This window comes from Nostoc sp. NMS8, from assembly GCF_017115045.1.
In the GTDB taxonomy this organism is placed as follows: Bacteria; Cyanobacteriota; Cyanobacteriia; order Cyanobacteriales; family Nostocaceae; genus Nostoc.
In genome coordinates this window covers 17320-33545 of sequence record NZ_JABXKK010000117.1, presented here as the reverse complement: position 1 = coordinate 33545, position 16226 = coordinate 17320, and the positions used below count along the sequence as shown (strand labels likewise).

Below are 16226 nucleotides of genomic sequence, written 5' to 3'. Positions count from 1 at the left end.
TTTTTCAAAAATCACATAGGAGTCCTAAACTTTATTCCCCATCTCCAAATAGCTGATGACAAATGACAACCCTCGAACATCAATCAGGCGTTGTTAAAATCCCTCAATACTTTAGAGTGAAATAATCAAGCTTTTCTAGAGCGACATTCCCCCTCTCACAGATAAAATTTATATATGAACGCTACACAAGAAAAACTCAAAGATCGGGTTGAGCAGGCAATAGTTGCGGCTTTTGGCGCTGACTTCGCTGGAGTAGATCCAATTTTGGTTCCTGCGAGCAATCCTAAATTTGGTGATTATCAGGCGAATGTGGCTTTATCCCTGAGTAAAAAGAAAGGATTGCAACCAAGAGTGATCGCAGGTGCAATTGTTGAGAAACTAGATGTATCCGAAATCTGTGAACCGCCGGAAATTGCTGGGCCAGGATTTATCAATCTCAAACTGAAAACAGCATACTTAGAAGCACAACTAAACGCGATTCAAGCCGATCCCAGACTGGGAGTTCCAGCCGCAAAAACGCCGAACCGGGAAATTGTGGATTTTTCCAGTCCGAATATTGCGAAAGAAATGCACGTTGGACACTTGCGTTCTACAATTATCGGTGATGCGATCGCCCGAATTTTAGAATTTCAAGGACACAATGTACTGCGATTAAATCATGTAGGTGATTGGGGTACGCAGTTTGGGATGTTAATCGCCTATCTGCAGGAAGTTTACCCAGATGCCCTTACCACCGCTAATGCTTTAGATATTGGTGATTTAGTCTCTTTTTATCGCAAAGCAAAATTGCGGTTTGATGCAGATGAAGCTTTTCAAGAGACTGCACGTCAAGAAGTCGTCAGATTACAAGCAGGTGCAGAAGATACACTCCATGCTTGGAAACTGCTGTGCGAACAGTCACGGCGGGAATTTCAGATAATTTATGAGTTGCTGGATATCAAATTAATTGAACGTGGAGAATCTTTCTATAACCCTTTACTATCTGGCGTTGTGGAAGATTTAGATAAATCTGGGTTACTGGTAGAAAACCAAGGAGCAAAGTGTGTTTTTCTGGAAGGTTTTACAAATAGAGAAGGTGAACCTTTGCCCTTAATTGTGCAGAAATCAGATGGCGGCTATAACTATGCCACAACTGATCTAGCATCCCTGCGCTACCGAATTCAGCAGGATGAAGCAAAGCGGATAATTTATGTAACCGATGCTGGACAAGGAAACCATTTTGCCCAATTTTTCCAGGTAGCACGCAAAGCTGGATGGATTCCCGATGATGTGGAATTAGTGCATGTCCCCTTTGGGTTGGTGTTAGGAGAAGATGGTAAAAAATTTAAAACTCGTTCTGGGGATACTGTGCGGTTGCGGGATTTATTAGATGAAGCTGTTTCTCGTGCCCATGCTGACCTAAAAACTAGATTACAAGAAGAAGAACGCCAAGAAAATGAAGAATTCATTAATGAAGTTGCTAGAGTAGTTGGAATCAGCGCAGTTAAGTATGCAGACTTAAGCCAAAATCGCACCAGTAACTACATTTTCAGCTACGACAAAATGCTGGATTTTAAAGGTAACACTGCTCCCTATATGTTGTACGCTTATGCCCGGATTCAAGGGATTAGCCGCAAGGGTGATATTAACTTTAAAGAGTTGGGAAATAATGCTGTTTTGTTAGAGCATGAAACAGAATTAGCGCTGGCAAAATATTTACTTCAACTGGATGAATTTATTAGTAGTGTAGAGCAAGAATTGCTTCCCAATCGTTTATGTGAGTATTTGTTTGAACTGAGTAAAAAGTTTAATCAGTTTTACGATCGCAATCAGGGAGTTCAGGTGTTAGAGGCGGAGGAACCGCAGCGTACATCTCGCTTGGTTTTATGTGATTTGACTGCTAGAACTCTGAAACTGGGATTATCTTTGTTGGGAATTCAGGTATTGGAGAGGATGTAATATTTTTTAACGTAAAGTTACGCTGAAGTAGCGCATAGGCGCTTCTCTACGAGACGCTACGCGTAGCTTGCTTCCACGAAGTAGTACGCCTTCGTGCAGAGTAGGTACGCAGAGTAAGAGTTAAGTTAAAGCTTCTTTGTGTACTTTTCTAACGAGACGCTGCGCGAATGCGGTTTTTTTATTAAAATTGCTGGACTGGAGGCGATCGCTTATGGTACGGACACCATCAAAAAACATAACTTTGGCAGAGTTTCTGATGTTACCAGAAACAAAGCCCGCTAGTGAATACATCGATGGCCAAATCATTCAAAAACCAATGGCACAGGGAGAACATAGCACTATTCAAGGTGAACTGATTATTTTTATTAATGCTATCTTGAAACCCCAAAAAGTTGGACGAGCATATCCAGAACTGCGGTGTACTTTTGGGGGTAGATCAATTGTCCCGGATGTAGCAGTATTTACCTGGGAGAGAATACCTCGCAAAGAAGATGGGAGGGTAGCAAATTTATTTTTAGCTGCTCCTGATTGGACTATTGAGATTCTATCACCTGACCAAAGACAAACGAAAGTTACAAAAAACATTTTACATTGCTTAAATTATAAAACACAAATGGGTTGGCTGATCGATCCAGAAGAACAAACAATATTTGTGTATATTCGCAATCAACAACCAGTTATGTTGGATGAACAAGAAGCTTTACTCCCTGTCCCAGATTTTGCAAGTGAGTTGAGGCTGACGGTAGGAGATTTATTTGGTTGGCTGTTGGAGTAAACCCAATCATGTCAAACCCTGACAAATTGAATAAGGAAATAGGCCAAGTGCAACAGGTTTTATGGATAGGAATCGGTTGTAAACGGGGAACATCATGGCAGTTGATTGATTGGGCAATTGAGCAAGTGTTTCGAGAAAATCAACTTTTTCCAAGCGCGATCGCAGGTGTTGCTACCATTGATACTAAAGCCTCAGAAGTTGGCTTAGTAGAACTTTGCCACCTCCGCAACTTGCCTCTAAAGACCTTTTCTGCGGAAATTCTTCGCTGTGTGTGTGTCCCCAACCCTACCACAATTACTGACTACAAAGTAGGTACACCTAGCGTAGCAGAGGCAGCTGCTATTCTTGCAGCTTCTCAACTCACATCGTTGACTATTTTTACCTTGACAAGCATAGAAGAATTGCGAGTAAGGTTCTTAGTTCCCAAACAAATTTTCCAGCGAGAAGGGCAACCAGGAGCGTTAACTCTAGCTGTTGCCCAAGCTTTGAATACTACTAGTATTACAGAAGTTCACTAATTTTTCTAGTCAACAACTCTCAAAAAATAGTTAATTACGCTAGAAACAATTGCTAGCACAATTGAACCTAACAAAGCAGGTAAAAAGCCTTTAATTTCAAAACCATAACCAGGAGTTAGGGCACTTGCCAGCCAAAGGGTTAAAGCGTTGATCACAAATGTAAATAAACCAAAGGTGAGTAAGGTAATTGGAAACGTTAAAAGACGCAAAATAGGCCTGACAAAAGCATTAACAAGACCAATAACCACAGATGCAACAAGGGCGACAACAAAATTATTGACAATAAAACCATCAACAATTCTAGAAGTAATCAATAACGCCACCGCAGTACCGAGCCAAGTTAATAAAAAGTGTTGCATAAGTTTTTTTAGAGTAATTAGCAGTAAGTTTAATTAATTTCACTATTGCCATCTGTGATCTGTAACACGATTAGGTGTCTTGTGCTTGACTCCTAAAGTTGCCATAATCTTTTATCAGTCTAAAAGCAGTGTAATTTTTCAGTGCTGTCATACAGAGAGACTCCTAATCGGTATATCTTTATCGTATTGCAGGATGTACCGCATTAAATTCATAAAAAATGTTGTGAACCCCAAAACCCCTACAAAGGTTTCTCTAATCCGAGAAATCTCAGTAATTGGGGATATACAAGAAATAAATTATCCAGTTTTGTACATTTAGCGTCTTACCCGCACCTCTGGCCTATATGTAAGTTTGAAGAGTGGGATACGCATATAGTGTCCATATAATTAGCCGTAAAAAAGACCTCTCCCTGGTTTTACGTAGTAAAACCGTCCCTCTCCGACTCGCAGAGGGACAGACTTGAACTAAAGTTCAAGGCAGGGAGAGGTTTATCGAACTCATGTCGGTTAACGCCGCAAAAGAACCTCCCAGGTAGAGCCACCAACTACGCCGTCAGATTCTAATCCATAGCGCGTTTGTGCAGCTTTCACAGCTGTCTCTGTTGTCACCCCAAAGTCTCCATCGGCATCACCTTTCAAGAAACCAAGCTTTTTCAGTTGTTGTTGCAACTTCACAACTTCAGAACCACGTAATCCTATACGCAAAATTGGCAATCCTTCTGAGGTGTATTGAATACCAGGGGTTCGTTTCGTAGTTGTATTTGACTGAGTTCGAGTGGTTGATGTAGTACGATTTGGCGTTTTCTTTGTGCTGGAAGTTGTAGCTTTTCTTGGGGTGGCAGGTCTTGGCTCAGGGGTGGTTGCAACTTGTGTTACACCTTTCTTTGGGGTAGTAGGTTTGGGTTCAGGGCGAGTCGCAACTTGTGTTAAAGCTTGTCTTTGGGGATTGGGATTTGCAACGTTGGTGAGGTTGCTAGCCTGGGTTGGAACAGGAAAATTTGTAGCTGAGTTAAATCTTGGCTGGGATGAAGGGACGGTTGATGCTACTGCCGGTTCTTTTGGGAAAAGCCGTTGCCAAGTGCTGGCATCAACAATACCATCTGGATTCAAGCCAGCTGCTTGTTTAAACCGAGAAACAGCACTAGCTGTATTTTCACTATACGTACCATCTACGGCACCAGAATAAAAACCCAAAAGTTTCAAAGCTGCCTGAAGTTCAGATACACGTTCGCCTTGGCTACCAACTTTCAGGCTAGGACGGTTAATACTATCTTGAGGATTAACTTGGGCAATTTTTTGTGGCGCTGCTACTGATACTACAGCAGTTGAGGCAATGAGCAGAGGCGTAGCGGAAAACAAGAGTATTTCAATGGCTGATAAAGATTTAGACCTCTTTGGCCGCCAACCCTTTTGCCGTTTTTCCATTTTACAGCGATTTACAGTTGGATATAGTAATTTTAAGTAACTCAAAATACTTGCTGTCAGGCTGCGTTGCATGGAATTTACTCCCAGAATATTCTCATGCTAATGGTACAGCCGCTTGGTCTAAAAAACAGCTGCTGTATTTTACAATATCTCTGATGGGCGTAGCTGCGGCACATTCTCAGTTACGCGATCGCACCATTAATTGCTTCTTCTTGACCAACTAAAGATAAGTAAGGCTCTTTTAAATATTTACAAGCTGCGGCGATCGCATCCTGGGCACTCACTGCTGCAATCAATTCTTGAAACTTGGTGTCAAAATCAATTCCTAAGCCCAAAATTTCATACCAACCGTATATCTGAGCAATTTGCCCATTCGTTTGTTTACCCAAGGCGTACTGCCCCAGGATCTTGTTTTTTGCAGCTTGGAGTGCGTTTTCGGATACTTCGGTGGTAGATAATAAATCTACTTCTGTACGCAGCCCTTCTAGGGCAATACTGGTATTCTCTGGTGCTGTACCTATATAAACTACAAAGGACGCTGGAAATAGCCTTGTGGAGTAAAAGGCGGATACTTCGTAAGCTAAACCGCGTTTTTCGCGTAATTCGACAAACAAACGGCTAGAAAGCCCATTTCCCAAGTAGGTACACAGCAATTTCAGTGGGGCGTAGTCAATAGAACTCACTGATGTTCCTAAATAACCGAGCATCACGATTGATTGTTGTGTCTGTATTGGCTTTAGTCTTACCTGCGGTTCTATCTTAATCTCAGGTAAATTTAGTATTGGTAGTGCTTGGGCTGGGGATTGCCAATCAGCAAAGACTTCTTCCACCAACGCTGCTGCATCTGTGGGTGTGACTCTACCAGCAATACTTATTACTATATTATCTGGGCGGAAATAAGTTTGGTGATACTCCACTAAATCCGCACGAGTTAAGCGGCTCATGGTGGATTCATCTCCCAGCACTGACATGGAGTAGGGATGATTTGGGTACATTACCTGCCGCATTTGTTCAAAGGCGACATTGAACGGTTGCTCTTTTTGAGAACGAATATCTTGAAGTGCTAAACGCCGTTCTAGTTCTACTTGAGTTTCGGGAAAAGTCGGCGATCGCAAAATCCGCCCAGCCAATGTTAAAATTTCCGCAAAATCGGATGTTACCGTCTTGAAAGATAGCAAAAAATAATCAGTGCCAGCATCGGCACTCAAACTCGCTCCTACAGACTCGACTTTTTCTGCAATTTCCAAGCTAGAAAGTCCATCGCATCCCTTTGTCATCACTGCTGAGAGCAAATGTGCCAACCCTGCTTGCTCCCGGTTTTCGTTACAACTACCAGCACGCACAAAGATTCGCGCTGCAATAATGTCCGCAGCCGGATTTTCTGCCACCAGCACAACAATCCCATTGTTCAATACGGTGCGATGGATAGGCGATTTTTGCAGCAAGGTTGTCATTTGTCATTTGTCCTTTGTCATTCGTCATTTGTCATTTGTCAAAAACTAATGCTCCATGTCCAATACTTAACACGGTTTAAGTATAGTAACCGCGTAATTCTCTAGGGAGAGATACTGTTTAGCTAATTTTTGCAGTTCTTGGGCATCAAAAGACTGAATCTGTTGGGGATATGTCACAGCTAACTCAGCTTGGGCAATGGTATTGTAATATCCATAAAGCCCTGTCAATTGATTTGGCGTTTCGGTGGAAAACGCATAATCGTTACATAGCAACCTGCGTGTACGAGCAAGTTCTTGTTCACTAATTCCTTTAGTCTGCAAATCATCCAAATGAGCGCAAATTAAGGACTCAACTTCTTCTAAATTTTCTGGTTCCAACCAGGCAGTTATTGTAAACAAACTTGATTCTCGTTGTAGAGAAAAACTACTGCAAATTCCCTGTACCAATTGCGAATCTTCTCGCAAATCACGCACTAAACGCGAAGTCCGCCCTTCTGCCAACAACACCGACAACAAATCTAAACCATAGCCAGTACGGATATCTTCTACCCCTGGTACCAGCCACGCCATCAATAATCGCGCTTGCTCTATGCGTGGTAAACACAATTCTTGACGGTGAATACCTGTTATTACTGGCTTTGCTACTTTCTCAAACTGCGGACAATTAGAGCGTTCAGCAAAATCAGCAAATGAATGATTTACCATTTCCCAAGCTGCTTGTTGGGCTATACCTCCAGCAATTACCACCGTCATATTTTCCGGCTGATAGTGGGCGTGGTGAAAACAGCGCATTGCTTCTGGTGATTGCTGCATCAGTTCTTGCTCAGTACCCAACACCGAACGTCCGTAAGGGTGATGTGGATAGATGCTTTGAATCAGCGCTTGAAATCCTATCCAGTCGGAATCGTCCTGACAAGAGCGAATTTCCTCTAGCACCACATCGCGTTCGCGGCTAAATTCATCTTCTGGAATTGCCGCATTGAGCAGTAGTTCTCCTAAGTAAGGCAGAGTATCTTTTAAATAAGGGGCGGCTGTAGTGACTGAATAATGAGCATAATCATAGCTTGTCGCCGCATTACTCACGCCACCACGGTTTTCAACTTTGGAATCGAACATCCCAGGGGGTAGCGTCGCCGTACCTTTGAAAATCATGTGTTCTAAAAAGTGCGCCATGCCAAACCACGGTTTTGGCTCTAAGCTGGCTCCAGCACGCACCCAAACATCCGCCACAACTACGGGAGTGGTGGGAATTTCTTGATGAATAAAAGTTAAACCACTCTCTAGTCGGAAGACTGAGGCTGGAAATACGGTATTAGTTAGTTGTTTTAACAATTTTTTGTAGTTTTAACCACAATTTGAGGCAATTGTGTCATCTTAACTCTGAACGATACCTAATTTAGAATCGAATTATACAGATTTGGAGAATTATGCGATCGCTGTTCTCTGCACTACCGAAAAATTAGACGCGTTATGCATTGAGAGGAAAATCACAAATTGGTTAAAACACTGGAATCTCAATGACAAATTCTGTTCCTTCGCCAAACACAGAATTGCAACTCAACCGCCCATTATGGGTTTCTTCGACAATTTGACGAGCGATCGCTAATCCTAATCCCGTTCCTTTGCCAACCTCTTTTGTTGTAAATAGGTGGTCGAAGATCCGCGATCTAACCTCCTCTGGCATCCCCTGACCGTTATCTTTGATGCGAATTGCTACCACGTTTTGTTCACTAGATACTTCGGTGTGAATCAATATTTGGTGATGATTAGCTTGCGCTTTGGCAAAAGAAAGCCCTTCACAGGAAGTATCTAAGACATCGATGGCGTTAGCGAGGATGTTCATAAATACTTGATTTAACTGTCCTAGAAAGCACTTAACAGGCGGTAATTTACCGTATTCGGTGATGACTTCGATCGCTGGACGTTTTTCGTTAGCTTTGAGGCGATACTTCAAAATCAACAGGGTACTCTCAATCCCTTCATGGAGATTACAAGCAACTTTTTCGGCTGTATCGGCTCTGGAGAAGGTGCGAAGGCTGGTACTAATGTCTTCAATCCGTTCTGAAGCTACCTTCATCGAGCCTACTAGCTTTGGTAAATCCTCAGTCAGGAATTCTAAGTCAATTTCTTCGCCATGCTCAATGACTGCGATCGCAGGATTGGGATAATGTTGTTGGTAGCATTGGATATGAGCAAGTAAGTCTTGAGTATATTCTTTGGCATTGTTAACGCTGCCTTTGAGAAATCCAATCGGATTATTAATTTCATGTGCCACCCCAGCAACCAAATTACCCAAGGTTGCCATTTTTTCATTTTGCACCATTTGTAATTGGGTATGCTCAAGTTCTTGTAGCGATCGCTCTAACTCTTGGGCATAATTTTGAGATTCTTGATAAAGACGGGCATTTTCTAGAGAAATCGCAGCTTGAGCGCATAGCAGTTGGATAACTTCTGTGCGATCGCTCGTAAATGCGCCAATCGTCAACTTATTTTCCAAATATAGTAACCCGATTAATTGGCCATGACGCAAAATCGGCGTACACAACACACTTTTGGGTTGTTGCTGCATGAAATATTGGTCAGTAATAAAATCGTCTTTTGCTGTTGCATCATCCAGCACCACAGTTTTTAAGCTGTGTTTGACATAGTTTACCAATGCGATCGGAATGTTTTCGCTGCTTGACAATGGTACAGATACTAGAGTCACCCCTTCTTTGATGGTGGCTACAGCTTTAACCACTAAGTTGCCCTGTTCGAGTACAAGTAGGGCAGCTTTTTTCGCTCCAGCATTTTCCATCACCACTTGCAAGAGGGTAGTGAGCAATTGCTCTAATTGAATTTCACTGGAGAGGGCTTGTGAGACTTTAAAGATGGTGGCAAAATCGAGGGCTTCCGAAATACTGCTGCTAGAAAGGTTTGTGTGGATGGTTTGATGTGGGAATGATGATCCATCGACGGTTGAACTCAGTTGAAAGTGATTAAGTTGCGCTAGTAAGATGGGAGCAAGAAGTTGAGGATAGTGTTTTTCTAAGTTGTCAGTTTTGGCTTTAGCGCCCCAACGAGCATAGCAGTAATAAGCTTCCTGCATATAAACTTGGGCGATTTTTTCTTTACCCCATTCGAGGTAGAACTTGGCAGCAAGCTCATTGCTCAAGGCTTCTTCTTGGATATATTTGTTTTCTTTGGCTAGAGTTATGGCGCGATCGTACAATTCTATTGCTGCTATTTTTTCGCCCAAAACTCGATGCCGTTCTGCTTCTACCAAATCAAATTTGTGCTGGAAATTCATTGGTGCGAACTTGGCTCGAAACTGCAATTTCTCTTGATTTTCGCCAACCTTTAAGAGTAATTTTTCTTGTTGAGATGGTTCAGCCGTTGGATAGACAGCCAGCCGAGACAGAGAATCGTAATAGTAGAAAACAGGCACAGATAACATTCCGGCGGCACTGTTGAGGTATTGTTCTCCCTGATTTGCATTTTCAACTGCCGCCGGAAAATTCTCAAACAGATAACTGAGTATTAACTTACTTAAGAAAAATATATGGAGTGTTAATTCGTCGTTCTCTTCAATCAGCGAAGACAAGAGTTGTTCTTCTTGATAAGATTCACCAAAGAGGCATTCTGGATTATCGCTAGATGCAGTTAAATTGTTAATACTTTGACAGACTATACTAGACCAATTTAATAAGCGCTGATTTTTGGCAAAATTAGATTCGTAGTTTTTGATATCTACTAGCAAGACTTCCAAAACTTCTGTGCCACTTAAATAGACGTAGAATAATTTGAAAATCATCGATGCCAGCACATGGAAAAAATCGCCTGTTTCTAATCCAAGACTATGGGATTCCTGTAATAAACTAATTGAGGTGCGAACATGTTGTTTATTAAATTGATTCAATGCACCCACCTTAAATATAGTCATGCTTTGAACAGATTTTGCTTTAAATCTATCCACAAGTATTAAAGCTAACTGGCCAAATTCGTAGCCTGACTCGATTTGGTTACAAATATTAAGTACAATTCCAAAATCTGCATATCCTGGTGCAGAAAGTGGTGCATTGCCGTATTTAAGAGATAAATTCACCTGTTCGCAGGCAACAATTGGTAACAAATAGGAAGAAGTTTGGTGGATGGCGGGAGCGATGCTAGCCATAATCCGCAAAGCAACCAAAGCTTTGGTATCATCCATCAATGGCAAATCGACTAAACCCTGAATATTTCTGCCTGCCAAAGTGGAGAGCGTGTTGACTACATATTGCTGAATGTCTGGAGGTGTTACTGATTCAGGTAATGTCACCCCAAGTTGAGCGAGAAGTTCACACCCAGTTGCGATCGCTTGCAATGGTTGACCCTGCACCTGATAAGCTTGGAGTTGAACTTCATAAACTTTCACCCTATCCAGTAAGGTAGTTGTTTTTTCAATGACGACCTGGATCAAAGATTCCATCTGGTCAAACTCGTTATTGAGAAAAGCAGCTTCGGCAGCTTCTTCGTATAAACTTCGAGTCAATTCGTAGGCAATTTCCCAACTATTAATTGTCAACAACTGCATTCCAGAATACAAGTAATGAATTGCTGCACCATAAGCGGTAGCTTCTTTCGCTTTGCGACCAGCATTCAGATTTAACTGAGCTAATTGTTGACGTTCAGTCGGTTGGGTGATTAGTAATATTCCTCGATTCAACTGACTGACAATCTCAAAAATTCGCTCCTCTTGCTGTGACTCAGAGGTATTTTGCAAAAGTAATTGACCAATTTTAAGATGGGTAAATTGTTTCTGGTCAGCTGGAATCAGAGAGTAAGCCGCTTGTTGCACCCGGTCATGCAAAAATTTGTAGATGGGTACTTGGACATTGCAATTTAATGAATTTGAGTCAGAATCATGCCCACTGTATTGAAAGAATTTATAAACTTCAGTAGTAGGTAAAACTAACCCTTCTTGTAAAGCTTTCCATAAATATGCTGCCGTTTCGGTTTCCGATTCTTCAGAAACAATTGCTAAGGTTAGCAAATCAAACTGGTTGCCAATGCATGCAGCTAATTTCAACACATTTTGCGTTGCTGCTGGCAACTTTTGCAATTGTAGCGCTAAGAATTCTACAACATCATCGGTAAGCGCAAGTGCTTTCACAGCAACAATATCACATTGCCAGTACCCTCGATCGGAATTAAAATTAATCAGCCCATCTTCATATAATATTTTGAGAAAATGTGTTGCAAAAAATGGATTTCCTTGAGTTTTTTGATAGATGAGTTCCGTCAAAGGTTGGGCAGTTTTATCTGAACAACTCAAGGTATCAACCACCAATTGATTTAAACTAGCATTACTTAACAGAGCTAAAGTAATGCTGTGAATTGTGGCATTAGCTTTGCGAATCTCCGCTAAAGTCAACATTAACTGATGCGTGGTAGATACTTCATTATCTCGATAAGCCCCAATTAAAAGTAAAGATCCACTTCCTGACTCGCTCATCAATAACTGCATCAATTTGAGCGATGCAGAATCGGCCCATTGCAAATCATCGAGGAAAATTACTAATGGATGTTCTTTTGTCGTGAATACCTGAATGAACTTTTGGAAGAGTAAATTGAAGCGATTCTGGGCTGCACTTGGTAAAAGTTCTGTTGCAGATGGTTGTTGACCAATAATTTGTTCTAGTTCGGGAATTACCTCAAGAATAACTTGCCCTTGATCGCCCAGTACTTGTAAAATTTTATTTTTCCAAGTTGACAATTGGACATCACTTTCACTCAGTAATTGCCCCATTAAGTCTCGAAACGCCTGCACAAAAGCGGAGAAGGGAATATTTCGATTAAATTGGTCAAATTTGCCTTTGATAAAGTAGCCCCGTTGCCGGACAATAGGTTTGTGAACCTCGTTAACAATTGCCGTTTTACCAATACCAGAAAAACCAGCCACCAACATTAATTCTGTCTGATTGTTGGTAACGCGGTCAAAGGCTTTGAGCAGAATATCAACTTCATGCTCGCGACCATAGAGTTTTTCTGGGATAATAAAGCGATCGCACACATCCCATTGAGCAATTGGGAAACTTGCAATCTTACCCGTCTCTTTCAGTTGAACTAAACAATTTTCTAAATCATATTTCAGCCCGAATGCGCTCTGATAGCGGTCTTCGGCATTTTTTGCCATCAATTTCATCACAATGTCTGACAACACTTGCGGAATCTCTTCCCTCTCCCCTAAAAGTGGCGGAAGTTTGGCAATATGACAATGTACCAATTCCATCGGATCTTGTGATTTAAATGGTAATTCCCTCGATAGCAATTCGTAAAAAGTTACACCCAAAGAATAAAAATCAGTACGGTAGTCAATTCCTCGATTCATTCTTCCAGTTTGCTCTGGAGACAAATAGCCTAGTGTTCCTTCTAACACATTAGGATTCATCAATATCTGAGTTTCTCGTGGCAGCAGAGATGCAATACTAAAGTCAATTAACTTAACTTCTTTAGTTTCGGGATTAATTAAAATATTGGCGGGTTTAATATCTTTGTGAATGATCCGATTACGAATTAGAATATCTAAGGCATCAGATAGAGCGATCGCAATTTGTAAAAACTCCATCAGAGATTCTACTTTTCCCCCCACTCCCCATTCCTTCAAGGAAATTCCCCCGAAGTCTTCCATCACTAACACATAGCCATTCTGATAGGGTTCCAGGCTGTAGGTTTGGATGATTCCAGGTAGATTCAAATTTTTGGCGATGGTGAACTGGTTGCGAAAGTGTACCAATTCGCTGAAGCTGGGATAAGCAGTTTTCATCAGCTTAATCACCACAGATTTTTGGTCAGTTTCTCGATTAGCGCGATAAACCAAGGTTCGAGAACCGTTATAGAGTTCTTTGCTAACGTGATATCCGGGAATGCTGACCATAGGGCTTAATTTTAAATACCTCAGTATCTAGGGTTCCCAAAAATATGGCAACATTTACTAAGCTCCTTCTCTACGAGAGGCTGCGCCAACGCGGCACGAACAGGGAATAGGGAATAGGGAAAGGGAACAGAAAAAATTAGCCCCGAATAATAGGCTAACAGCGCCCTAAATTTATTAATGAAAGGAATAAAAATATTTTTTAAGGTGACTCTTTGTGGAAGAAAAAAATACATCCTCATACAAATTCCCTAATTTGAATTATGGGGATTTTTCTGTTGCCCTTTCCCTGTAACCTTTTACAGCAGTTTTCATGTATTTGAACCACATCTATCGTAAGCGCACAGCAATGCTCATTGGTGTCAACTTAAGCTGAAACTCCTTTAAAATCTCGTTTCCAGCCTCCGGCTGGAAATGCTGCTCCTGGTGGCTCTGCCACCAGGAAAGAGAGGCGGAGCCTCAAAGAAAAGCATTCCCAGTCGGAGACTGGGAATGAGGCAATCTAAAAGCTAGTTATAGACTTGCTTTTACGTTAAGTTGACACCAATGTCATGTTGCCCACCCCACAAGAAAATTTGGGATGTTTTTTTATTTGGAAGTCCTTTTGAAATTGATTGAAATAATTAAAGCTCCCAAGTTCTAATTGACTTTGGGAGCTAATAATTTTAAGTTCACCGCGACGCCGTTTTACCTAAGTTTATGACCTGGGTTTATCCAGGTGGGAACCTAAATTCCTCGTTTAAAGTTTCCGGGTACATGCCCGGTATACTGCCACGAGAACAGTTGACTCCCTTGTCATTAAAGGCATAGATCAAAAAACTTGATGGCAGTCACCAACGTCGTAGTGCAACTCATTCATTATAGCTTTCAAAAAGATGTTGTGTGTTCAACATCGAAACTTTCTGATTCATTTACCTGGGATACCAGATAGATTCTATAGTATGGGCGATATCGTTGGCGTATGCAGTCGCCGATTCTTGATTTTGATTATCCAGCAAAACAGTGACATGTCCTAACTTTCGCCCAGGACGTGATTCTGTCTTCCCATACCAGTGAATGTGCGTCTGGGGAATTTCTGCTATTTGTTGGCGTTGGCTTTGGTAGTCGCTGTGAGAATTTTCATATCCTAGTAGGTTGACCATCACAGCGCCAGCGGACTGCAAAGCTGGATTTCCCAAAGGTAAACCACAAACGGCTCTGAGATGCTGCTCAAACTGAGAAGTTTCGCAGGCGTCAAGAGAAAAATGCCCAGAATTGTGAGTACGGGGGGCAATTTCATTTACCAGGATTTTGCCATCAGCACGGATAAATAGCTCAATTCCAAAAATTCCCACTACTTCTAGGCTATTTAATAGAGTATGTGCGATCGCTTCTATTTCTGCTACTTGATTGGGAGTAATCTCGGCTGGCGCAATCACCCGCCGACACACTTGTTGTTCTTGTTGGGTTTCTACTACTGGATAAGTGACAATTTCCCCCTCTACAGAACGAGCTGCAATTATTGCTAGTTCCCGTTCAAAAGGTACAAATTCTTCTAACAAGAAAAGTGATTGATTTAAAGTCTTTGTTGTGCTTTCATCACTTAGCTTTTGCTCCAAAGTAGCAAAATCCTGAATTATGAAAGTACCTTGACCATCATAACCGTGGCGTCTAGATTTGAGAACTACTGGAAAACCTAGATATTCGATTTTTGATTTGATATTTTCCACCTCATCAAGGGCGAAAAATTGAGGAACTGGTAAGCCCAAATCGCGTAAATAGCAACGCTGATGATATTTATCTAAAAGAGGAGCTAAAGCTTCCAATCTGGGGCGGAAACAAACGCCTTGCTGTGCTAAAAGAGATAAAGCTTGCAGGTTAACAAATTCGTTTTCAAAGGTGATGACATCGCATTTTTTAGCTACAATTTCTGTAGCACTAGCGTCATCTACCGCAGCGAAAACGATTTTCTCAGCAATTGACACGGCCGGGTCGTGTTCGCTAGGAGTTTGTACTACTAATTCTACACCTAGCTTTTGTGCTGCATCCGCCATCATCCAGGCAAGTTGTCCGCCACCAATTACACCAACACGTTTCATTGACATCCTAGAGAATCACGAGTTTGCACGCCTGTTTTGGAATTCACACCACTGGCTTTACCGCACAGTTCTTTGATTTGCGCTCTATCCAAAATTGCATCTGTAAAATCTGCACCGTCTATATTTACATCATTAAAGATAGCGCGGAGCAAAAGAGCTTCTTTGAAAACTGCATCACTCAAATCTGCCTTAGTTAAGTTTACCTGATCGACCATTGCATTCGTTAAATCTGCTCCGTGGAGATTTGCTTTTGTCATCACTGAAGCGCTCATGACTGCTCCCCGTAAGTCAGCGTTTGCAAAGTTAGCCAGTTCCATATTGGCGTTAGAAAACTCCGCAGCTTGCAAACTCTCTCCAGAAAAATCACGTCTTGATAACTCTGCATTACTAAATGACAGTGGATGAGTCCAGTCTACTGCCAGTGCGGGATCAGCCACACACCAGATAATAATTCCCAGAAGGAACGCCAACCCTTGCCGCCAAAGGATATCGAGAGCCAATTTGGTGTCTAATCGCTGCATTTAAGCTTACCGCATTTGAATGTTAGCAACACTGATCCAGTCTTGCTACTGGATTTGCGAGATGTGTATTTCTCTAGCTTAATATTTTGTAACGCAAAAAGGTTAGATGTGTCGCAGTTTGTAGACTCTACCTGCTTTTTGCTTAAGTTGACACCAATGGGCACTGCCGTGCGCCTACACCTTGTGATGTAACTTTGTACCGCATCTGAATGGGAACCGCTATATCCACTTATATTTAAATAGACTTAAACATAGTCCAAAATAAT

Annotated in this window: 11 protein-coding genes and 1 other RNA gene; 4 read left to right on the top strand and 8 right to left on the bottom strand. The window is 41.7% G+C overall.

The features are described from left to right. Window positions 1-174 precede the first annotated feature (174 nt). The 4 genes from argS (at window position 175) to HWQ39_RS32375 (ending at window position 3231) form a co-directional block, all read left to right on the top strand. Window positions 175-1938: an arginine--tRNA ligase gene (argS, locus tag HWQ39_RS32390; RefSeq protein WP_292854050.1), complete on the top strand. Its 1764-nt coding sequence runs from the start codon at window positions 175-177 to the stop codon at window positions 1936-1938. Between the two features lie 138 nt (window positions 1939-2076). Beyond that, window positions 2077-2220, top strand: a complete 144-nt coding sequence (locus tag HWQ39_RS32385) for a hypothetical protein (RefSeq protein WP_292854049.1) — start codon at window positions 2077-2079, stop codon at window positions 2218-2220. Next, on the top strand, window positions 2195-2713 hold the full coding sequence (locus tag HWQ39_RS32380; protein WP_292854048.1) for a Uma2 family endonuclease: 519 nt from the start codon (window positions 2195-2197) through the stop codon (window positions 2711-2713). Before HWQ39_RS32385 ends, HWQ39_RS32380 begins: the two co-directional genes overlap by 26 nt. A gap of 8 nt (window positions 2714-2721) precedes the next feature. Continuing rightward, complete coding sequence (locus tag HWQ39_RS32375; RefSeq protein ID WP_292854047.1) at window positions 2722-3231, top strand: cobalamin biosynthesis protein; 510 nt, start codon at window positions 2722-2724, stop codon at window positions 3229-3231. Between the two features lie 5 nt (window positions 3232-3236). Here the strand turns inward: HWQ39_RS32375 and HWQ39_RS32370 are convergent, their stop codons facing one another. The 8 genes from HWQ39_RS32370 to HWQ39_RS32335 form a co-directional block, all read right to left on the bottom strand. Continuing rightward, complete coding sequence (locus HWQ39_RS32370) at window positions 3237-3590, bottom strand: phage holin family protein (RefSeq protein ID WP_179067811.1); 354 nt, start codon at window positions 3588-3590, stop codon at window positions 3237-3239. A 507-nt stretch (window positions 3591-4097) separates the two neighbouring features. Continuing rightward, entirely contained in the window at window positions 4098-5015 is a 918-nt protein-coding gene (locus tag HWQ39_RS32365) for a peptidoglycan-binding protein (RefSeq protein WP_292854071.1), read from the bottom strand. Window positions 5016-5197: 182 nt separating this feature from the next. Continuing rightward, entirely contained in the window at window positions 5198-6469 is a 1272-nt protein-coding gene (locus tag HWQ39_RS32360) for a pitrilysin family protein (protein ID WP_292854046.1), read from the bottom strand. Window positions 6470-6535: 66 nt separating this feature from the next. Further along, complete coding sequence (locus HWQ39_RS32355; RefSeq protein ID WP_292854045.1) at window positions 6536-7801, bottom strand: pitrilysin family protein; 1266 nt, start codon at window positions 7799-7801, stop codon at window positions 6536-6538. Between the two features lie 166 nt (window positions 7802-7967). Next, window positions 7968-13364, bottom strand: coding sequence for an ATP-binding sensor histidine kinase (locus HWQ39_RS32350; protein ID WP_292854044.1), 5397 nt, complete (start codon window positions 13362-13364; stop codon window positions 7968-7970). Between the two features lie 664 nt (window positions 13365-14028). Continuing rightward, window positions 14029-14212: non-coding RNA, 6S RNA (gene ssrS / locus HWQ39_RS32345), on the bottom strand. A gap of 60 nt (window positions 14213-14272) precedes the next feature. Beyond that, window positions 14273-15439, bottom strand: a complete 1167-nt coding sequence (locus tag HWQ39_RS32340) for a 5-(carboxyamino)imidazole ribonucleotide synthase (RefSeq protein WP_292854043.1) — start codon at window positions 15437-15439, stop codon at window positions 14273-14275. Beyond that, window positions 15436-15960, bottom strand: a complete 525-nt coding sequence (locus tag HWQ39_RS32335) for a pentapeptide repeat-containing protein (RefSeq protein WP_292854042.1) — start codon at window positions 15958-15960, stop codon at window positions 15436-15438. The genes HWQ39_RS32340 and HWQ39_RS32335 overlap by 4 nt, the downstream gene beginning before the upstream one ends. Window positions 15961-16226: the final 266 nt, after the last annotated feature.

What these genes read in the sequence shown, in the direction of transcription:
- argS (WP_292854050.1), top strand. Translation starts at nt 175, where the DNA reads ATGAACGCTACACAAGAAAAACTCAAAGATCGGGTTGAGCAGGCAATA.
- HWQ39_RS32380 (WP_292854048.1), top strand. Translation starts at nt 2,195, where the DNA reads ATGTTACCAGAAACAAAGCCCGCTAGTGAATACATCGATGGCCAAATC.
- HWQ39_RS32375 (WP_292854047.1), top strand. Translation starts at nt 2,722, where the DNA reads ATGTCAAACCCTGACAAATTGAATAAGGAAATAGGCCAAGTGCAACAG.
- HWQ39_RS32370 (WP_179067811.1), bottom strand. Translation starts at nt 3,590, where the DNA reads ATGCAACACTTTTTATTAACTTGGCTCGGTACTGCGGTGGCGTTATTG.
- HWQ39_RS32365 (WP_292854071.1), bottom strand. Translation starts at nt 5,015, where the DNA reads ATGGAAAAACGGCAAAAGGGTTGGCGGCCAAAGAGGTCTAAATCTTTA.
- HWQ39_RS32360 (WP_292854046.1), bottom strand. Translation starts at nt 6,469, where the DNA reads ATGACAACCTTGCTGCAAAAATCGCCTATCCATCGCACCGTATTGAAC.
- HWQ39_RS32350 (WP_292854044.1), bottom strand. Translation starts at nt 13,364, where the DNA reads ATGGTCAGCATTCCCGGATATCACGTTAGCAAAGAACTCTATAACGGT.
- HWQ39_RS32340 (WP_292854043.1), bottom strand. Translation starts at nt 15,439, where the DNA reads ATGAAACGTGTTGGTGTAATTGGTGGCGGACAACTTGCCTGGATGATG.
- HWQ39_RS32335 (WP_292854042.1), bottom strand. Translation starts at nt 15,960, where the DNA reads ATGCAGCGATTAGACACCAAATTGGCTCTCGATATCCTTTGGCGGCAA.